This window comes from Clostridium sp. B9 (assembly GCF_050509515.1).
GTDB lineage: Bacteria > Bacillota > Clostridia > Clostridiales > Clostridiaceae > Sarcina.
The window spans coordinates 2,110,806-2,134,204 of sequence record NZ_JBNWKA010000003.1; the positions used below are offsets into that span (position 1 = coordinate 2,110,806).

Below are 23,399 nucleotides of genomic sequence, written 5' to 3' on the forward strand. Positions count from 1 at the left end.
GGTAAAAATAAAACTTCTTACTATAGAGAAGACTCTCAGTAAGAAGTTAATTCTTTAAACTACTGATTTTATACAATCTAAACAATTAATTCTTACCAGCTTCTCTGAGCTAATTTAAAGAACATTTTATTTTATTAGATTATATTTTAATTAAAATTTCATTTCAATAAGATATACATATATTAATATAATTTTAACTATTTGTTATCAATATTAATACCTACTTAATTTATTCCATAAATCAGAGTATGTTTTTTTCAGGTTTATTATTCTAAATGTGGAGCTATCCACAAATGTCTGCATTGTTTTACCAATAGCTAATAATTTATTATCATCTTCTCTTATCACAGAATACTTTAGTCCTACTTTTATAGGGCTTAAAATTTCATATTCTGTCTCTATAATTAAATTATCTCCATACCTTGCAGCATCTATATATTTGCATTGTGTTTCAACTAAAGGCATCATTATGCCCATATCTTCCATATCCTTGTACTCTATACCGAACTGTTTTATAAAATCTTCTCTAGCACACTCAAAATAAACATAATAACTAGCATGATGAACTACTTGCATAGCATCAGTTTCTGCATACCTAACCTTTAATCTAGTTTTACTCTTCATAATAAAAATCCTTTCTTATATTATATAAATATACTTATTTTATATAATATATTAAATTACTTTGATTTTCAAACTATGTTAATTATACATAATTATATTTTTTATACTTTCAATATACAACTTTCTAAACTCCTCTAATTCAACAAGACCATTTGAATCGCACTCAACTTCTATTCCAACCTTAGTTAATTTAGAATTCCATGACATCTCGTTTCTCAATGAACATATATCTAATTTACTATGGTGACCTGCCAAAAACATTAAAGGAATCAATTTTATCTTCTTCCAATTGTTCTTTTTTATCTTATCTAAAACTTCATTAAAGCTTGGAACTCCACTTATGGTTCCTACTAAAACATTTTTATACCCATGTTCTATTAATTCTCTTTGTAATTTTATATAAGATTCATTTCCCTTATGGGTTCCACCATGCCCAACTAAAACTATATTTTCATTAGAATTCAATTTTCCACTTATTGATTTTATAAAATCATCATATCTATCTATAGTTCCTTTATCTTCACATAATAGTGCATTTGTTAGTATTAGTTCATTAAAATTTTCCCTAAATTGAGACTTTAGCCTATTTAAATTTTCATATTCATCACCTTGTATAATATGTAACGGTTGAATTATTACTTTTTCGTATCCTTTTTTCTTAAGATAATCTAATGTTTCAACTGGATTTAATATACTCTTTCTCTCTATTTTTTTTAATTTATCCATTATCTTTTTAGACGTAAAACTTGTATAAATATCATATTGACTAAATGCTTTCTTTAAATCATCAGAGACCTTTCCAAATGATTGGTTTAAAAGTTCTAAATCACTAGTTCCTACTCCCATAATAACTATAGCTTTCTTCATATTTACTCAGCATAACAACTATGCCTAATTCCTCCTAAAATTTTATTAAGTCAAAAATAAAAGAATCATTCTTTTATAATATAGACTAACTTTCCACTTAAACTCCATTTAATTATAATCTACTTAACATATATATTTCAAAAAAATTATATATGCATATTTCGCTATAATGACTTATCTTTATAAAAAGAGTATAATTTATGATATAGGGAATGGATAAAATGTTATATTGTTCTTTTTTATGATTAATAAGTAAAATTTGTTTTTTTATTTTTTACTTATTGTGTTATAATTCAATAATACAGGATGAAATACACTTAAGTTGTGGACATATTACTAAAAGGAGTGTACTTTATGCAAAAAAAGATTTTATCAGCAATTTTAGCTTTAACGATTAGCTTATCAGCTACTCAAGTAGTTTTTGCTGATACAGTAAATGAAAAAAAATCAACCATTCAAGAGAACAAAGTAAAGTATGAACAACTAGATAATGAGATTATGTCTCTAAATTCACAAGTATCTAAATTAAATACCGAAATTGGAGAGCTTAATTCAAAACTTGAAGAAAATAAGCGTAAAATGAAAGATACTGAGGAAAACCTAAAAGAAACTGAAAGCAAAGTAAATACCTTAAAGAAGGAAATAGATGAAAAACAACTTGTTTTAGGAAAAAGAATGAGAGCTATGTACAAAAGTAAGGATTCTATGAGTCCGTTAGTCTTTCTACTTACATCTGAAAATCTTTCAGACTTAATAAGTAGAATTGATGCTTTAGCAAGAGTAACAGCTCTTGATAAAAATCTTATAGAAGATTTAAATTCCCAAAGAGATTCTCTTGGCAATGACATTAAAAAGCTTGAAAGAGATAAATCCGATTTAAATGAATTAAAAAACTCAACAGAAGAATCTTTAAAAGAACTAGATAGCAAAAAAGCTGAAGAACAGAAAAAAATAAATGAATTAAATAATCAAAAGGATGCTGTTTTAGAAGTAATAAAAGCAAATGAAAACTCTTTAATTTCTCATTCAGTGTCAGTTATAAATTCATCCTCATCAATTAACGAATTAGAAAGTGCTATAAGTACTTTAAATCAATTAATACCACAACTTAATGTTGATTCAGTTAAAACTACAGCAAGTAATTCTGTACAAGCTGCCCAAAGTAAGATTGATAAAATCAAAGCAGAAGAAGCGGCAAAGCAAGCTGAAGAAAATAAGGAAGGTAATTCATCAGGTGGTTCCAATGTAACTCCACCTAGTGGTGATGGTAATTATAAGAAAACTCTTTCTGTTGAAGCAACAGCTTACAGTGGAGGAACTTTAACAGCAATGGGGTTAAGACCAGTAAGAAATCCAAGCGGAATAAGTACAATCGCTGTAGATCCTAGTGTAATCCCTCTAGGTTCTAAAGTGTACATCCCTGGATATGGTTATGCAATAGCATCAGATACTGGTGGCGCTATTAAGGGTCATATAATAGATCTTTATATGAACTCTCATAGTGAATGTATCTCTTGGGGAAGACGTCAAGTAACACTTCATATAGTTGCATACCCTGGAGAATGGTAAAAAGAGATAAGACAAACAGTCTTATCTCTTTTTTACTTTTCCATTTAATGAATTAAATGTTTTTAACACAAAAAATATAACTATAAAAGCAATTATAGCAACTAAAATAATTGCTACAAAAGTTAGTATATCTTTAAAGGTTAATCCAACTTGGGATAAAAAACTTTGAAACTTAATGTTTAATCTTACTATTCCCCATATTACTAATGTAGAAACAACTCCAAAAGATGCTGCTGTCACTCCTATTCTAGATCTTTTTATTAGACATCCAATGCCTATTAGAGCAAATGTAATTATCACAAAAATAAACTTCCAGTCTAAAATCTCCAAATTTAACACTCCACAAAATAATATCACTACTATTTTACTTACTTTACATTGTAATTATTACCAAACTAAATATTCTTAATAGTTTCTATTAAGCTTTCTAAAGGCATAGGTTTGTAAAAATAATATCCTTGTATAAGATTGCAACCATACTTTCTTAAAAGTTCTACTTCCTGCACTTCTTCAACTCCCTCAGCAACTGATTGAGCTCCCATAATACGTATAATATCTATAACACTCTTTATAAACATTTTATTATCTTTCATATTCTCTATTAGTGATTTGTCAAGTTTTATAGTATCAACCTCATAGTCCTTTAAGTATTTTAAGTTACTATATCCAGTTCCAAAATCATCTATAGCTATACTCATACCTAAACTTCTAGCAGATTCAATCATTTTTTTGAGTCCATTAAATCTATTAACTGACATACTTTCAGTAATTTCAAGTTCTACTTTGTCAAGTGGATAGTTAACTTCATCAAATATATATTTTATATCATTTATAAGTTCACTATCTAAAAGCTGTATAGCTGAAACATTTATTCCTATAGATAAATCCTTCCCTGTTTTTTCTCTAAACTCATTCATATCTTTTGCTGCTTCTTTCAAAACCCACTTACCTAGATCTCTTATATATCCACTTTTTTCAGCTATAGAAATAAACTCATCTGGTGGTATGAATCCTTTTTCAGGGCTTATCCATCTAATCAAAGCCTCAACCCCTACAATCTCCAATGTTTTGCAATCCACTTTTGGTTGATAATATAGTTTAAACTCATTATTTTCCATAGCGTCTTGAAGCATATCTACAGTTATTGAATTATTTATTTCATTATTTAATATTTCATATGTATTTATTGCATTTTCTCTTGCCATTGTCATTGCTATGTAAGCTCTGCTTAAAATGCAGTCTAAAGAGGAACAAGTATCTGAAATTAAAGTTCCTCCAACGCTACAAGAGATAAAATATTGTTTATTATCTAAATAAATATTATTATTCAGTTCATAAATAACCTTTTTACAATATTCCTCTAATTCTTCTTCTCTATCATATTTAAATAAAATAGCTAATTCAATCCCTGATATTCTCGCCCATATTCCGTGAGGCATAACTTTATTTAATGCCAATACAGCACACTTCATAAGCTTAGTTCCTTTATTAAATCCTAAATTATAATTTAATACACTTATTCCTTCTAAACTTATATATATAATAGCACTTTTCTTATTTTCTTTTATGAATACTTTCCCTTGAGATAAAAAAGTATCCATCTTGTTAAGACCAGTTGCCTTATCTTTTTTATAATAAAAATCAGCTCTCTTAGCGTAAAAATCTATGTAATCATTTACCACGCCTAAATCTTTACTTATAGCAGTTATCTCATCCTCTTTTAAGATAGTAGCACTTCTCTTATTTAGTTCCTTATATTTAATCCCATGAGCCTTCATCATTTTTACTACTTTATTATTTAAAACATCTATTCTGAAGAATATACTTCTATTTAAAACTGTTATTATTATAATCGCAAATATTATATTAATTATTAATACAGATAAACCATATTTTATAAAAGCTTCATAAACATATGGTGAACCATATATATCAAAATCATAAACTAATTCTAAGCATATATCGTCCTTATAATCTTTAAGATATACATCATTTATAAATGACTTATCACTAATATAACTCTTTTTGTATATATCCCCTAAAAATCCGCTTTCTATATTCATCTCTTCAAAACTAGATGTATCTGCATTAATCGGGAAAAATGAAACTTTAACATTCTGCCCTATTAAATTTTGATCTAATCTAAAACTACCTTTTCCATCCAGAAACACTACGCCAACTTGATAAAGATTTTTATCAACTTTATTCAAGAATAATAAAAATGGAATTTTTTCTTTTAATGTACCAACAGTAATATTTCCATCATAATTATAAACATTTATTATTGTATTAAATACATCCTTAAAGCTATCTAAGTAAAGCTCTCCTCCATTAGATGTTTTAATATTGGTTTTCCCACTTCTAACATCTATAAATCCTCTAATATTAAACTGTTTTTCATTCAAAAAATTATTATATTTTTCATATACACTATTCCGAAACATCAGATTATCTAACTTACCAATTTCTCTATCAAAATCTTCTATCATATTATTGATAGCTTTTCTATTTCCTTCTTTTTGAAGCGTATAAACTTGAGGGTACAATTTAAATAGTGTAATAGCAGTAGATATTATTATCCATAAAATAAATACCGATATTATTACCAAATTTACCCGTCTTTTTAAAACAGATTTTTTCATTAATAAATATCCTCTCTTTATAATTGAAAAAAATAAAAGAAGTCTTCTTTAGACTCCTTTTATTTATATATAAACTATCTACTTTAACCTTAAAGTAATGCTCTATTGAGCTCCTCCAAATACAGGAACATCAAATGTGAAATTAGTTTCTAAATACAAATCATCATAACCACTCATAATATCAGCTATACTTGATGCATACCATGGAGTCGTTGCATATTGGTGCCACATATTAGCTGTATCTTGATTATATCTCATCTTGTAAAGAGTATTTTGTTCATATCTTGAACTATGCACATAATTTAATGAAACAAATTCAGCTGCACCTTTTATTGCATTTCCAATGCTTGTCCATCCCTTATTGTAAGCATAAGTAGTACCTAAAATTAATGCTCTATTAGGGAAAACAGCAGAGTTATCCTTTGCTCCAATTCCAAATAGATTATATACGGTAACAGGAGATGACAACTTAATCATATGGTATCCAACTAATTGTCCATAACTATTGTATATAGGTCTACTCTCATCTGCAATTTCTGTTATTGTAACCCCTTTTGCTAATTTACTCGTGCCATTACCTGTTTCATGTAAACATTGAGCAACTAGATATATAGGATCTATATTATATGCTCTTGCAGCATCAACAAAGGCTTGACCCTGTCCTGTTAAAATACCTTTATTATTTAGTCTACTACTTAACCCAGAAACACTTACCGCTCTAAATCTATCTATTCTTAAAAATTGATATCTATTAGTTGCATTAGCAGGATTTATATATTTTTCAAATTCAGCATAAGAGTAATTAGATGGATTACTCTTCTGTTGCATTCTAATATATTCTTGCATTGATACACCATAAGAAGTTGTTGTATGATCTCCTAGATCTAGGTCTGGATTTATATTTGAATCTCCATCTAATATACTTATATATTTTGATGAAGCATAAGCTTCTTGTCCTTTATAGTTAATTTTATAAAACCCATCTACTTCACCTAATATTTCAACTGTTTCTCCAGAATTTAAAACACCTATTATTTGTGAAGATGCATTTGCTTCTTTTCTTACATTTAATCCATTTGAAGCATCTACAACTCCAATTTTATTTTCTTCTGGCTTATCTGGATTTACTGGTTTATCTGGATTTACTGGTCTTTCTTCTTCTTTTATATCTGTTATATATTCTTTAGCTACATATCCATAACCATTATTATACTCTATTTTGTAAAAAGAACCTTCTTCAGAAACTATTATTACCTTAGTATTACCTTTTAAACTTCCTATAACACTACTACTTGTACTAGCTCCAGATCTTACATTTAGAGAGCTACTTACATTTACTGTTCCTGTTTTAACCTTATCCACATCTGGTTTTTCTGGCTCTACAGGCTTTTCTGGTTCAGTATCTTTTATATTAGTTATATATTCTTTAGCTACATACCCAAACCCACTATTGTATTTTATCTTATAGAATGAACCTGATTCTCCAACTATAGTCACCTGAGTTTGTCCCTTTAAGCTTCCTATAACTTTACTACTTGTACTAGCTCCAGATCTTACATTTAGAGAACTACTTACATTTACTGTTCCTGTCTTATTCATATCACCTGTGTCCGGCTTTTCTGGCTCTACAGGCTTTTCTGGCTCTACAGGCTTTTCTGGTTCAGTATCTTTTATATTAGTTATATATTCTTTAGCTACATACCCAAACCCACTATTGTATTTTATCTTATAGAATGAACCTGATTCCCCAACTATAGTCACCTGAGTTTGTCCCTTTAAGCTTCCTATAACTTTACTACTTGTACTAGCTCCAGATCTTACATTTAGAGAGCTACTTACATTTACTGTTCCTGTCTTATTCATATCACCTGTGTCCGGCTTTTCTGGCTCTACAGGCTTTTCTGGTTCAGTATCTTTTATATTAGTTATATATTCTTTAGCTACATACCCAAACCCACTATTGTATTTTATCTTATAGAATGAACCTGATTCCCCAACTATAGTCACCTGAGTTTGTCCCTTTAAGCTTCCTATAACTTTACTACTTGTACTAGCTCCAGATCTTACATTTAGAGAACTACTTACATTTACTGTTCCTGTCTTATTCATATCACCTGTGTCCGGCTTTTCTGGCTCTACAGGCTTTTCTGGTTCAGTATCTTTTATATTAGTTATATATTCTTTAGCTACATACCCAAACCCACTATTGTATTTTATCTTATAGAATGAACCTGATTCTCCAACTATAGTCACCTGGGTTTGTCCCTTTAAACTTCCTATAACTTTACTACTTGTGCTAGCTCCAGATCTTACATTTAAAGAACTACTTACATTTACTGTTCCTGTCTTATTAATTGATTTTACAGTTTCCAATTTTTCTTGATCTTTTTGTCCACTTTTATTCTCTTCATTTTCTTTTCCAATTTGCGCTCCATAATCCTTTAGTATGTATTGAGCATAAACATATCCATATGAGCCATTAAACTCGATTTTATAAAAGCCATTTGCTTCACTTATTATATTTACTTCTTCTCCACCTTTTAAGCTTCCAATTATTCTACTATTACTAGTAGCAGCTTGTCTAACATTCAATGAAGTATCTACATTTACTTTTCCGTTTCCTTCAACTTTTTCAGTTATCTTTTTCTCTACTACATCTTCCTTCTTATTATATGAAATAAGATTTACATATGAACTAGATACATAAGCTCTTCTTCCATTGAAATCAATTTTATACCATCCATCAATTTCTTTATCTAGTACATTCACTTTATCATTCTTATGTAAAGTTCCAATTATACTTCCATTTTCATTTGGACTGGTTCTAACATTTAAATCATCAGCGGATATTATCCCTACGTTATCTTGATTTAAATGTTCACCTAAAACTTTTATATATTTAGCAGAAGAATATCCAACGTAGTCTTTATAACTTATTTTGTACCACTCATTTGAAACCTTATCCAATATCTGAACTCTAGCTCCACTTGGTATTGAAGTTATTATTTCATGAGAAGAGTCTGCACCCTTTCTTAGGTTTAAAGCTTCTGATGAAATAATCTCTCCAAGGACATTGCCTTTACTTTCATTTATATTTTTTATTCCATTTATAGGTTCAGCATGAACTTGTGTGCTTTGAGCACAGACTAACGCTCCCGAACCGATAACAGCTCCTATTATTAGGCAGCTTAACCTATTTCTATTCATCATATAAGTCTCCTTTATTTTCGATTAATATATTTTAGGCTAATACCTAATTATGAATTTCAAAGTCATCACTTCATTTATATGTATAAACAATTCTAAATTGAATCATTATTAGATACCATTCATAATCTTTCCAATACTATTATTATACTTCCAAAAATGTAATTAGCCAATAAGTACAAGATAAAAATTATTATTTCTACTTTATAATTCGTAATCTTTTTAAACATTGCATGTCTCTCGATAAACATTATTAATAACTGCTTGTTTCTTCGGTAATATATTCGTTTAATTTATTTAATGAAAATAATTTCACCTAACTTATATAAAAAAAATTAGTTTTTAAGACATTCTTAATTAGCTTTAAATTGTAAAAAAGCCCTAGATTAACAAAAGTTAATCTAGGGCTTTATAAAATTCATATTGAATAACTATAAACTAATAATTAAATCTCAAAAAATCTTTAATCTTAAATTATTTGTTCATTCCTTCTTCAACAGCAACAGCAACTGCAACAGTAGCTCCAACCATTGGGTTGTTACCCATTCCGATTAATCCCATCATTTCAACGTGAGCTGGAACTGATGATGAACCTGCGAATTGTGCATCTGAGTGCATTCTTCCCATAGTATCAGTCATACCGTATGAAGCTGGACCAGCAGCCATGTTATCTGGGTGAAGAGTTCTTCCTGTACCACCACCTGATGCTACTGAGAAGTATTTCTTACCTTGCTCAACACATTCTTTTTTGTATGTTCCAGCAACTGGATGTTGGAATCTTGTTGGGTTAGTTGAGTTACCAGTGATTGATACGTCAACTCCCTCATGATGCATTATAGCAACACCTTCTCTAACGTCATCTGAACCGTAGCATTTAACTTTAGCTCTTGGACCGTTTGAGTATGGTATTTCTCTAACTATATTTAATTTACCAGTTACATAGTCAAATTTAGTTTCAACATATGTAAATCCGTTTATTCTTGAGATTATGAATGCAGCATCTTTTCCAAGACCGTTTAATATAACTCTTAAAGGCTCTTTTCTAACTTTGTTAGCTTTTTCAGCTATTTTGATAGCACCTTCAGCAGCAGCGAATGATTCGTGTCCTGCTAAGAATGCGAAACATTTAGTTTCATCTCTTAAAAGCATAGCTCCTAAGTTTCCGTGTCCTAAACCAACTTTTCTGTCGTCAGCAACTGAACCAGGGATACAGAAAGCTTGTAATCCTTCTCCGATAGCTTCAGCAGCTTCAGCAGCAGTTTTACATCCTTTCTTGATAGCTATAGCAGCACCTAAAGTGTAAGCCCATCCAGCATTTTCGAATGCTATTGGTTGAGTTTCTTTTACGATTGTGTAAGGATCTATTCCTAAGTTATCGCAAACAACTTTAGCATCTTCTATTCTTTCCATTCCGTACTTTTCTAATACAGGTTGTATTTGGTTAATTCTTCTTTCATAACTTTCAAATAATGCCATTTTATTATCCTCCTTCAATAATGAATATATAGATTATTCGTGTCTTGGATCCATAGTTCTAACAGCTTCGTCAAATCTTCCGTATTGACCAGTAGCTTTTTCCATAGCTTCGTTAGCGCTCATTCCTTTAGCTACCATTTCCATCATTCTACCTAAGTGAACGAATCTGTATCCTATTATTTGATCATCTGCATCTAAAGCTACTTTAGTTACATAACCTTCAGCCATTTCAAGGTATCTTGGACCTTTAGCTAAAGTTCCGTACATAGTACCTACTTGTGATCTTAATCCTTTTCCTAAGTCCTCAAGACCTGCTCCTATTGGTAATCCGCCTTCTGAGAACGCAGTTTGGCTTCTACCATAAACTATTTGAAGGAATAATTCTCTCATTGCAGTATTTATAGCATCACAAACTAAATCTGTGTTTAAAGCCTCTAATATAGTTTTTCCTGGTAATATCTCTGAAGCCATAGCAGCTGAGTGTGTCATACCTGAACATCCTATAGTTTCTATTAAAGCTTCCTCGATGATACCTTCTTTAACGTTTAAAGTTAATTTACATGCTCCTTGTTGTGGTGCACACCAACCTATTCCATGAGTTAAACCTGAAACATCTTTTATTTCTCTTGATTGAACCCATCTACCTTCTACAGGGATTGGTGCTGGACCGTGATTTGGACCTTTAGCAATTACGCACATTTCTTGAACTTCGCTTGAATACATCATATTCATTTCTCCTCCCTAAAAAATAACTTATAACAAAATGTATTTGCTATATCTATTCCTCTTAACAACTTGGGACTTTTTATGTCCCTATGGGATATTTAATTACCCTCACGTATATTTTAACAAAACAATGGCGATGTAACAATATATTTCTAAAAATTTTTCTAAAAAAACGTAATATTTTTTATTTTATTATAATAATTGAAAACAATTATCATTTATTATTCCATTTTAAGGTATTTTTAGCCAATTTCATGCACCTTTAAATTAAGATTTTAAATTTTCCTATAATTATCTATAAAATAAAAGGTAGAAATATACAGATATTTCTACCTTTTATTTTTAAATTTATTATCTTGCAGTTCTTAGTGTTATAGATTCCTTAGTTGAAACATCTCCATTTGAATATTTAGCTGCAATCTTAAAGTTATAAATTGTATGTCTATTTAGTCCTTTAAATATATACGAAGTTTCTGAAGCATCAACTTCTCCCACCTTCTTTCCATCTTTATAAAGGACATAACTTACTAATCCTTCTGTTGTTTCTGGCTCTGTCCATGTTACTGTTACATTCTTTCTATTTATTTCTGAAGCTTTGAAGTCTCTTACTGGATTCACTACTATTTCTGGCGCAAGACCTTCAACTACATTTACCTTGCTCTCACTTCCTTCTATTTCATAAACCTTTCCTTCTCCATCTCCAATTGAACTATTACTTACAGTTAAGCTTGCTCCTTCTACTTTATTGGTAGCTGTTAGTACAACCTTAGCTAAAGTTTCTTTAACTGGTAACTGCTCTCCTGTTAATGAACTTGCTAATACTCTTACTTGTCCATCCCCAATTTTCTTAGCACTTATAAATACTCCATCTATTGATTTAGTTTCTACATAATCAAAAGCATTCTCATCATAATTTAATACAAGATCATATGCATATGCCTCTCCATTAATTAATTCTCTGATGCCTACAGAAACTTCTAAGTTTTCATTAACATTAACTTCTTCACTATTTTCTATTAAAGCTGTTCCTGAAACTCCTATTTCTTGATCTGCTTTATAAACATTCAATTCAGCAGCTGATGCAAATCCACCAACACTGTTTATAACATCAAGCTTAACATACTTCGCCTCTACTGCCTCTTCAAATTCTACAATCTTATCCATAGAATCATTCGCAAATGTTCCATTCTTAATCTCAGTGAAGTTCTCTCCATCTAAGCTTACTGATAATTTGTATTCAGTAATATTACCATTTGTACCACTTTGTCTTGGAACATATCTAAACTTATCAAGTTTAGTAGCCTCTTCTAACTCTAAAATTATATGATGAGGACCTGCAGCTCCACCATTTGACCATTGAGTATGCCAAATAGTATTTAAATCATCATCTGATGCATTCTTAGCTGCTCCATTTTCTCCTGAAATTTCTTCTGATGATGCACTTACTTTAATAGATGCTGGATTTACCATTGTTGGATCTAAGCCTTCTGGTATATAATCTGGAACTTCTCCATCATATTCTTCTATTATTAAGTTATCAATTACTAAAGTTCCTGCTCTTCTTTCAAATCCTATGAAGTAATCCTCAAAGTCACCTGTTTTGAATGCTATTTCAAATGTTCCATGATCACCTTCATAAGCAGGTAACGTAATATCCATTTTCTCCTCTGCTCTTCCCCCTGCATCTGTTCTAACTACGAAATCATAAATTCCATCACCCATTAATTTATAATCAAACCTTGCTTTATACTTAGCACCTGGTTCTAATTTTAATAAACCTGGTGATGACTTATAGACTAAACCACTATTTGACTGTCTACTCTTTAATGAATATCTTCCATCTATTGTATCATCAGTAAATCCTTCATGAGTCTCTGAAAGATGAGTATGTGATTCTCCATTTACTGCACTAGTGAATGGTTCACATCCTTCGTCAACAGTTTCAAAGTCTTCATAATAATAGTACTTTTCTTGATTCTCTAATTCAGACTGTGTTTTTTCTTCTTCTACAACTCTAACATTATCAAATCTTACATAACTATTTTCATCTTCACCGATTCCAGCTTTTAAATTTAATGTTACATTACTCTCTCCTTCTGGCATGAAGAACTCAACCTTAACCCTTTGGAATCTAGTTCCTCTCTTATCTGTATTTATAACAAAGTTAGTGAAGTTAGTAGCATTAACATAATTTGATACTTTTTCCCCATTTGGAAGTACAACTTCTATTTCCGCTTTCTTTTCTGACTTATCAGAAACCTCTACCCAAACTGATGCTGAATAATACTTTCCACCTTCTAATGTTAAGTTTTGAGAAACTTGTCCTTCTTCTATTCCATTAACTCTTAAATAATTTTGCCCATGTGCTACATCATCATCTATATCAAATACTATATGATCTGTAGTTTCTGCTGTAGATGATTTTTCCCACCATCCATAAGTGTCATCTGCACTTTCTTTAAATGCAAAACTGTTAAATCCATTATCTTTTACTATACTTGTCTCTGACCATTCTGTTGATTCTGTAGTTTCTGCTACTTTTTCTTTATAAACAACATAAGGTGTACTTGTATCTAAGTCTAAAGTTATTTTTCCATCAACTACTGGTACAGTTTCAACTAAACTTCTTCCTGTTGAATCTGTTTTATAAAGATAAACTTCACTTGCTTCAGTCCAAGTATTTGGTAATCCCCACTCTTTACTCTCTTCAAAGTCATTCCAAGCGTAAACCTTATCTGGATTATTTACATCCTCTCCCCAAGGAATAAATACTCTATTATCTCTTGAGAATAATGTTCCACTCTTATATGTGAACCCTGAATAAATTAAATTTCCATCTTTATAGAGTTCATGGTTTCCTTCATAAGCTACCCCTAAATTATCCTTCTTTACATTACTAGCTTTACTTACTAAACCATTTTCAAATACAACTTCTTCCTCACTTGAATCTAATATAGCAAAGTTTTGCATATATTTAGTAGCCAATTCCCAAGTATAGAATTGTTTTACAACATTTTCTAAACTCTTTTCATTTTGCCATCCTGTGAATCCTGTATGCTTAGTTCCTTTTAAATGTATATCATGAGGGAATACATCCTTCATTTCATTTTCTATAAACCTTACTATAGAACTTCTAGTTCCTCTTGAATATTCATCTGATCCTTTAGCTTGGTCTGCCCAATGTGTCCATATACTATTATCTCTAAATGGTCCACTATACTCAGTAGTAACTGCAAAATCATTTTCTAATAAGAATTCTTGTACCTTATACTCATTCCATGGGTTTGACCAATAAGTATCAACATACACCCAATCAATGCCCGGAGCGTTTTGCTTCATTTCTGTAAGCCTTCCTAGAAGACCTGCTTCACTTGTATTTAATATATCAGCTCTTTTGTCTATAATATAAGCCTGATCTAACCATGACCAACCCGGTTGCCACTTATTACCTATTAACTCTTCTGAGAAATATTTAGCCTCTGGATAAGCTTCAGTTGCATTTATATGAACCCCAACTTTAGTTCCATATTTATTTTCTAGAACTTCTTCCATAGCATTAAATCCATCTAATCCGCCAGCTTTTTTGTTGAAGTTATTTCCATAATCCGGATGTCCACTATCATGCCCCTCTGATTGATATCCTTTAAATAATAACATTTGTCCAAATCCATCAATAAAATTTGAATATTGGGCAACATGGTCAACTACTCTCTCAAATGGATATTGGGCCTGTGATGCAAAGTTCATATTTATATGACTTACTTTGTCTTTTACCATATCATGATATTGAGGTTTTGTCATGACATCTCTATATGCTATACCAGCATCGTGCCAAGTTATCTCTCCATCAGTATTTAAATCATCAGCAATTACTACTTTTGCAGCAAATTCTCCATTTAATACTGGAGCATCTTGCTCTTTTGATACTTCTCTATATATTATAGATCCGTTCCAAAGCCCAATTTCTTTTTTACCTTCATTTTCTCTTACCTGATATTGTACTTCGCCTTCATAATTTATAATGTTGTTTTCTATAGAAGCTGCTAATTCATTATTATTTAGTATTGCTATACTAGCCTTATTAGGTGAAGATGGATCCGCTGTACTTACATCCATATATATATCTTCTGACTTATTTATACTACTAATCTTAGCTGCTGTAAGTTTTCCAACAGCCTCATCAGCATTTACTGTTACTAAATCATGCTCTATAAATTCTAATGTATTTAAAGCAAACTCTGCTCCTTCTACAACATTTAATAATTTCATTTCTAAATAGTTATTTACAACTTCTAATGAAATATCAAATGTTAAATCTACTCCTTCAAAAGCAAAAGAATACACTGCTTTGTTATCTGCTGCTTTATTATAAGTTATAGTAGGTGAATAAACTTCTCCATTAATTTTAACTTTATCTTTAGAAGTATCAGTACCACCTATACTCTTATCTCCTTTATTATATCTAACGACATTAGGGAATAGTGTATCAACTGTAACTGTTAATTCTTCTGAAGCTAGTGTATCTTGTACTCCTTCTTCAATAACTCTGTCCTGCTCTTGTACAGTATCTTCTCCTTTTTTATACTCTATATTATCAAAATGAATTTCTTTTTCTTGTGACCATAATCTAAATCCAATTTTACCAGCGCCCATTGGGAATCCATTTACTTTACTTAAATCAGCTTCTATAGCTAAATCTCCATCTAAATAAACCTCTAATTTATTTCCGATATATTTTATTTTTATTCTATATTTTCTATTTACCTCAAGACTTGGACCATTAACGCTTATATAACTATCAGCACTTTGTAACACCCAATTTCCACCATCATAGCAAACCATTCCGTAACTGTCATCGTTTTCATATCTTATAATAGCTCCAAATTGACCACCTGACTGCATTGTAAAGTCAAATGTATATTCCCCATTTTGAACTTGTGGTGAATTATCATCTACAACCCTAAGCTCTTTCCATAGGTTATTAGCTAACTTTAAAACGCCGTCTTCAACAGACATTTTTTTACTTTCACCCATAAAAAGTCTATACCCATCTAAATCTATAGATTCTTCAAAATCCTTAGTATAAACTTCTTCTTGAGATTTTAGATTAATGTTCTTGTGAATACTCTCTAAATCATCAAGTTCTACAGTTCCAACTATATTTTTAGTAGCTTTTTCTTCTTCGATAGGATTAGCTTTTACAATATTAGGTGAAACTAAAGTTAATCCATAAAAAGAAGTCATTATTGCGGCCATAAGTTTTAAGCCATGTTTCTTCATAAATTTATTTCTTGTCATATTATCCCCCAAATCTTTATTTAAATTTTCTTAAATTGTAACATTTTTACAGCAGACATGACATAGACTTTTTTTACTTATATAAATTTTTTTAAAATAAAAATAAGATGTAAGCAAAATTGCTTACATCTCATTAAATATTTTATTATCTTGCAGTTCTTAGTGTTATAGATTCCTTACTTGAAATCTCTCCATTTGAATATTTAGCCGCAATCTTGAAGTTGTAAATTGTATGTCTATTTAATCCTTTAAACATATAAGAAGATTCTGAAGCATCTATCTCTCCAACCTTCTTTCCATCCTTATAAAGAATATATCCATCTAATCCTTCTGTCGTTTCTGGAGCTGTCCATGTTACTGTTACATTCTTCTTGTTTACTTCTGAAGCTTTAAAGTCTCTTACTGGATTCACTACTATTTCTGGTGCAGTACCTTCTACTATATTTACAGTACTTTCACTTCCATCTATTTCGTGAACCTTTCCTTCTCCATCTCCAATTGAGGTGTTGCTTACAACAAGACTTGATCCTTCTACTGCTTTAGTCGCAGTTAATACTACTTTCGCTAAAGCTTCTTTAACTGGCAACGTCTCTCCTGTTAATGAACTTGCTAATACTCTCACTTGTCCATCCGCAATTTTCTTAGCACTTACAAATACTCCATCTATTGATGTAGTTTCTACATAATCAAATGCATTTTCATCATAGTTTAATACAAAATCATATGCATATGCTTCTCCATTAGTTAATTCTCCAATTCCTACAGAAACTTCTAGATTTTCATTAACCTTAACTTCTTGATTATTCTCTATTGAAGCTGTTCCTGAAACCCCTATTTCTTCTTTCATAGTTTCATAAACATTAACCTCTGCCGCTGTAGCAAATTTCCCCCTACTATTTGCTTGATCTGCTACACTATCAGTTACCTCTAATTTAACATATTTAGCTTCAACACTATCAAATTCTATAAATTTAATAGCTGCCGTGTTTTCTAATGTTCCTTCTTTAACCTCAGTAAAGCTTTTTCCATCTGTACTAACCGAAATCTTATATCCTGTTATTCTTCCATTTATACTATCCTGCCTTGGAACATATCTAACTTTATTAATTTCATATACATCATCTAATTCTAAAGTTAAATGATGTGGACCTAAGTTAGCTGGCTCTGACCACTTACTATGCCAAAAAGTATTTGTATCTCCATCTGATGCATTAGAAGCTGGTGCATTTTCTCCAACTGTTTCTTCAGATGATGCAGTTACTAATACTGTACTTGGATCAACTAAAGTAGCATCATAACTTAAAGCCTCTTGTATAAATGATTGTGCAACCGTTTCTGATATAACAGCAAATGAATTTAAAGCTGAATTTAGTTTCCCTTGTGCTATACCCTTTGCTTCTTCAAAACCATTTAAATCTCCATTTATTTGAGCTACTAAAGCATCTAATGCAGCCTTATCTCCTTGAGCTAAAGTTATTAATTCATCTAACTGGCTAGAACATTCTTCTAGAACTATCTCTGGAAGATTTGCTTTTAAATTTTTAGCTGCTTCTTCCATCCTATCAAAATCAGCATATAACTCATTGATTATATTAGTTACATCTTCCTTAGCCGCTAACTTATCCCATAACAAGTCCATCTTAGCCCTTAATTTTGGAGCATCTTCTCTTCCTGATCTTGCCCAACTTCTATTATCCATTCTTGTTGAATGATCAGCAAAAATTTTCATATCTTCTGCTAATTCTCCATAAAGCATTTCAATAGATCTATTCCAAGCAGTATCATAATCATAGTTATCCATATTCCAGCTATAATCTGCTGCTGTATGAATAGATATCTTTGACATCTCTGCATGCTCCATTGGGTTTACTGTAAAGAAATCAACATATTGATCAAGTCCTGTATCTAAACCATGCATTGGTCCTAATGCTAATTTACCTTTGAAATAATCCGTTACAGGATAATTCCACCAAACTGCCATTTCCCTCTTATAAATTCCACTTATAAGTTCTGCATCACTTAAAGGAATCTCATTAGTAACAACACCTGGTCCAGTCCACATCACTTCTATATCATCATGAACTGTTTCTGCAAATATCCTAGTGTACTCCTTAGGTTGTCCACCACTCACCATTGCTCCAGTATCATACTCTGTAGGTACTGTTATTAATGGTTTAACATCTCCTTTAACCTTAACAAACTCATCATTAAATCTATTTAATACATTAGCTTGTTTTGATGCACTCTTATCTACAATATCATCCCAATAAATAGCAAAACTTCTTACTCCCATATCATATAAAGATTGAGCTTTATTTAATAAGTGTTGGAAATCCGCTTCTCCTGCCTCACCATCATATCTTATGTCTCCACCTGGAGAAATTCCAAAAACAAAATCAACCTTATTCTCTTTAGCAGTATCTATAAGTTCTTTCATTCTTGCCATTTCGCTCTCTGGATATGGATCTCTCCATTTTTCTCTATGATATGGATCATCTTTAGGTGCATATATATAAGTATTTAATTTATTTTCTCCATAAAACTCTAGTTGATCCAATCTATCTGCTTGAGTCCAAGGCGTTCCATAAAAACCTTCTACTATTCCTCTAGCACTAACTGTTGGATAGTCACTAATATTAACTTCTGGTATAACCTTATTTCCATCAGATTCTTGTATTAACTGTTTTAAAGTCTGTACTCCATAAAATGTTCCATCACCATCTTTTCCTTCAATTGCAATTACTCCATCATCAGATACTAACTTATAACCTTCCTCTTTTAATTCTTGTGAAGATGCACCATTTAATGCACCATCCATTTCCGGAATACTATCATCAGCCTCACCTATTATAAGAGTAGTTGAATTAGGATTATTTTCTGAATTTATTTCTATGCTATTTACACTTAAAAATTCTTTTAAGGAATTGATAGCATCCTTATCTGCAGCATCTTCTCCAATCAAATTAACTGAAGTAGTTAGTTGAAATCCATCTCCTAAAACTTCTAAGTTTTCTGGTGTTGGATTAAGATTAGGTAATAAAACTTGTTTTTCCTCCCCTTCTTTAGGTCCTACAGCTCTTACTGTAGTAGTTACCACTCCATTCGCTATGAACATACAAGCAAATGCTGAAGTTAAAAGTCTTTTTAACATTTTTCTCTTCATAGTCCCCTCCTATTGGCAAATAATTACAATATAATTATAATATCGTTTACAATTAATGTAAATGTATAAAAAAATCAGAAGGATAAAAAAACCTTCTGATTTATCAAATTATCTCTTAGTTCTTATTGTTATAGATTCCTTACTTGAAATCTCTCCATTTTCATATTTAGCAGCTACTTTCAAGTTATATATTGTATGTCTCTTTAATCCTTTAAAAGTATATGACTCAATATGAGCTGGAACTTCAGAAACTTTTTTACCATCCTTATATAGAACATATCCAACTAACCCTGATGTAGTATTTGGTTCATTCCAAGTTACATCAATGCTTGTCTTATCTATATTGGTAATTCCAAAATTATTAACAGGATTTACTACTATATCAGTAGTTTCATGTTCATCAATAGTAAAGTTATCTATAACTAATATGGCATCACTTAATTTATCAAATGCCAAATAATGATCATTATACTTTCCTGTTTCAAAAGTATACTCGAAAGTTCCATATTCTCCTTCGTATTCTGGAAGGGTTACTCTAAATCCCTCTTCATTTCCACCTTTGTCTGTTTTTAATACTAAATCGTATTTTCCATAAGCATCTGGTGAATCAAATGAATTCACAGGAAACTTATAATCAAACTTAACTGTATACTCTTTATTCGGTTTGAACTCTAATATACCTGGAGTTGTTCTAAGAACTAATCCTCTAATATGCTCTTGAGATTTTAAGCTCCAATTTCCATTTATAGTATCATTAGTATATCCTTCATGTAATTCTGAAAGATGAGTTCTAGTAGGTCCATTAAGAGGCTGAACAAACGGTCCCCAGTGTTCATCTACACTTTCAAAATCTTCATAATAATAATGTTCATTTTGTCCTGTTATTTCTTCTTCACTTCTTTCATGCTCTAATACTCTAACATTATCAAAATAAACCTTAGCGTCACCATCGCCTTTAGCTACTTTTAAGTTAACAGTTGCAGAACTTAGTTCAGTAGGTAAAGTAAAATCTACTTTTATCTTATTAAAATTAGTGTACATTTTATCACTATTTTTAGTATAGTTAACACTATTAGTAGCATCTATAGATTTCTCAAACTTATCTCCATTAGCTAATTCAATTTCTAAAGCAACTTCTCTTTCTTTACCTGGAGTAATTTCAGCCCAAACAGAAGCTGAATAATCCTTTCCACCTTCTAAGGTTATTTCTTGAGAAAGTTTAGCATCATGTTTACCATCTACCATAGCATAAGTTTGTCCAGCTGAACGAACCTCTTCTTGATAGAATCCTATATGATCAGTCTTTCCACTTGTTGATGCTACTCTCCAATATCCTGAAGTATCTTCTTCATTTTCTATAAAGTCCTTACTATCAAATCCATGGTCACCAACATTACTTGTACTACCCCACTCAGTATCTCCTATAGTGTCTTCAACTTTCTCACTATATATTACATAAGGAGTTTCTCCGTTTAAGTTAAGCGTAACTTGTCCATTTACAACATTTATTTCTTCAATAAAAGTTCTTCCCTGATCATTTGTTTCATAAAGATAAACCTTTTCTACTCCGCTTTCTTTCCAAGATTTAGGTAGATGCCATGTTCTTTCTTCCTCAAAGTCATTCCACGCATATATCTTCTCAGGATTTTCTATATCAGTTTCACTATATGGTATAAATACTCTATCATTTTTAGACAATAACTTATCATTCTTATCTTCTATTCTGTCATCATTTCTATAAGTTGTTCCAGAATAAATTAAGTTTCCATCTTTGTACATCTCAGTGTCTCCACCAAGCACTTTTCCATACTCATTGACATCTAAAGTATCCTCAACAACCTTTACTTCTAAATCTCCTTCAAATTTGACACTTTCATTTTTATTCCACTCAATTATAGGGAAATGCTGCATATATTTTGTAGGTAAAGTCCAATTATAGAAAGTTTCAACTGAATAATCAATATTATTTTCTATTGGGCAATCTCCAGACCATCCCATAAATCCTTTGTTTTTATTTCCTTTTAAAAGAATATCATTTGGGAATACATCCTTCATTTCATTTTCTACAAATCTAACAATTTGGCTTCTTGTTCCTCTATATTGCTCTCCTAAATCAACACCATTCTCAATTTTACCTTCATTGTAAGTTAAATCTGCCCAGTGAGTCCATATAGCATTTCTTCTCATAGGACCACTCCACTCAGTAGCAACATACCAGTCATTATCCATTAAGAATTCTTGCAATTTATACTCATGCCACTGTTTTTTTTCTCTATAAACATCAACATAAACCCAGTCTAACTCACTAGATGCATCCTTAAGTTCATCTAATCTGGCTTTTAGCCCACTCGGACCATTATCTAATATATCTTTTCTCTTATCTACATACCAAGATTGATCTAGCCAGTTCCATCCTTCTCTATATGGTTTTTCTAACATTTCAAAGTTAAAATGCTTAGCTTCTGGATATATTTCAGTTGTATTTATATGAACACCAACTAAAGTATTATAATCTTCTCCAACCTTTTTAGCCATTTCATTGAACTCTTCAACTCCACCAGCTCTTTCATTAAAGTTATTACCATAGTCTGGGTGACCACTATCATGTCCCTCTGATTGATATCCCTTAATCAATAACATTTGTCCAAATCCATCTAAGTAATTAGAATACTTAGCTACTTGGTCTGTTAATCTATCAAATGGATATTGTGCTTGCGAAGCAAAGTTCATAGCTACATGAGATACATTATCCTTAACAACATCATATCCATGAGGCTTTTTCATGTGTTCTCTATGGGCTATAGCAGCATCTTGCCAATCAACATCCCCACTACCATTAGCATCATCACTTATCACTATCTTAGACCATGGAAGTTCAACTATCTCGCTTTCAACCTCTCTGTATGTCCAAGTAGCATTCCACATTCCAGCCTTCTTAGTGTCACCATCCATTGTTGTTTGATAATACATTTGTCTTTCATAATCTAAAGTATTATTTTCAATACTTGCTGCTAACTGACCATTCTCCATCATAACCATTGTTTGATTAACAGGTTTTTCATCTAATTCTTTATCAGCTAAACTATAAAAATAGTCATCTGAACTTAAAACATAGAAAACTTTAGCTGCTGCTATATCTGGACTCTCTTCATTTTCATTTATGGTTACAAGATTATGACTTGGTATTTCTATATCATAAACTAAGAAATCTCCATTCTCCTCTATACTTTCAAAATTTAATGTAACTGCATTATCCATGATTGAAAGTGAAATTTTCATTTCTACATCAATTTCTTCAAATGCTAAAGTATATAAATAACCTACAAATAATCCTTTTTCTTCTTTTTTAGATTTTTCTTTTATTGTTGGCTTATAAAGCTCTCCATTTATTAAGAATAAATCTTTTGACTTATCAGTTCCCTTTATAATCTTATCTCCCATTCTGTACTCAACTACATTTGGAAATTCAGTATCTAAAACAATCTCTAACTCTCCATTATTTATAGTCAGCGTATTTTCTATAAATCTTTCTTCTGCATTTTTAATTTGCTCATTAATTTCATCTGAATAAGTTTTAGCACTACTTTCTAACTCTTCTCCTAATAAATCTGTTACATCTTTTAATTCATCAGCACTTTCAATTTGAGAAATATTATCAATATTTTTCTCATTTGCAGTTACTAGATTTGGTGAAACTAAAGATATTGCATACATCGATGTAGCTATTGCCGCTGCATATTTTAGAGCATTTTTTTTCATAAAATTATAACGTGTCATAGTAAACTCTCCCCCTAAATTACATATCAATAATAAATATATGCATAGTT

At 30.9% G+C, this 23,399-nt stretch carries 11 protein-coding genes; 1 reads left to right on the plus strand and 10 read right to left on the minus strand.

The features are described 5' to 3' along the window. Positions 1-213 precede the first annotated feature (213 nt). Both ACQZHJ_RS09525 and ACQZHJ_RS09530 read right to left on the minus strand, forming a co-directional pair. Positions 214-624, minus strand: a complete 411-nt coding sequence (locus ACQZHJ_RS09525; protein WP_430485319.1) for an acyl-CoA thioesterase — start codon at positions 622-624, stop codon at positions 214-216. Between the two features lie 78 nt (positions 625-702). Further along, positions 703-1,491, minus strand: a complete 789-nt coding sequence (locus tag ACQZHJ_RS09530; protein ID WP_430485320.1) for a sirohydrochlorin cobaltochelatase — start codon at positions 1,489-1,491, stop codon at positions 703-705. A 354-nt stretch (positions 1,492-1,845) separates the two neighbouring features. On the opposite strand from ACQZHJ_RS09530, the gene ACQZHJ_RS09535 reads away from it, so the two are divergent. After that, the gene (locus tag ACQZHJ_RS09535) at positions 1,846-3,060 is read left to right on the plus strand and encodes a 3D domain-containing protein (protein WP_430485321.1); all 1,215 of its coding nucleotides are present in this window, start codon (positions 1,846-1,848) and stop codon (positions 3,058-3,060) included. A gap of 21 nt (positions 3,061-3,081) precedes the next feature. Here the strand turns inward: ACQZHJ_RS09535 and ACQZHJ_RS09540 are convergent, their stop codons facing one another. From ACQZHJ_RS09540 to ACQZHJ_RS09575, 8 genes are all read right to left on the minus strand, one after another. Next, on the minus strand, positions 3,082-3,390 hold the full coding sequence (locus ACQZHJ_RS09540) for a hypothetical protein (RefSeq protein ID WP_430485322.1): 309 nt from the start codon (positions 3,388-3,390) through the stop codon (positions 3,082-3,084). Between the two features lie 65 nt (positions 3,391-3,455). After that, the gene (locus ACQZHJ_RS09545) at positions 3,456-5,549 is read right to left on the minus strand and encodes a putative bifunctional diguanylate cyclase/phosphodiesterase (RefSeq protein ID WP_430485323.1); all 2,094 of its coding nucleotides are present in this window, start codon (positions 5,547-5,549) and stop codon (positions 3,456-3,458) included. Between the two features lie 255 nt (positions 5,550-5,804). Beyond that, a complete protein-coding gene (locus ACQZHJ_RS09550) occupies positions 5,805-8,909 on the minus strand; it encodes an SH3 domain-containing protein (protein ID WP_430486885.1) in 3,105 nt (1,034 codons plus the stop codon). Between the two features lie 474 nt (positions 8,910-9,383). Then, entirely contained in the window at positions 9,384-10,385 is a 1,002-nt protein-coding gene (locus ACQZHJ_RS09555) for a GGGtGRT protein (protein WP_430485324.1), read from the minus strand. A gap of 33 nt (positions 10,386-10,418) precedes the next feature. Beyond that, positions 10,419-11,111: an iron-sulfur cluster assembly scaffold protein gene (locus tag ACQZHJ_RS09560; RefSeq protein ID WP_430485325.1), complete on the minus strand. Its 693-nt coding sequence runs from the start codon at positions 11,109-11,111 to the stop codon at positions 10,419-10,421. Between the two features lie 351 nt (positions 11,112-11,462). Beyond that, positions 11,463-16,409, minus strand: coding sequence for an endo-alpha-N-acetylgalactosaminidase family protein (locus tag ACQZHJ_RS09565; protein ID WP_430485326.1), 4,947 nt, complete (start codon positions 16,407-16,409; stop codon positions 11,463-11,465). A 145-nt stretch (positions 16,410-16,554) separates the two neighbouring features. Next, complete coding sequence (locus ACQZHJ_RS09570; RefSeq protein ID WP_430485327.1) at positions 16,555-19,572, minus strand: beta-N-acetylglucosaminidase domain-containing protein; 3,018 nt, start codon at positions 19,570-19,572, stop codon at positions 16,555-16,557. Positions 19,573-19,680: 108 nt separating this feature from the next. Then, on the minus strand, positions 19,681-23,349 hold the full coding sequence (locus ACQZHJ_RS09575) for an endo-alpha-N-acetylgalactosaminidase family protein (protein ID WP_430485328.1): 3,669 nt from the start codon (positions 23,347-23,349) through the stop codon (positions 19,681-19,683). Between the last annotated feature and the right edge of the window lie 50 nt (positions 23,350-23,399).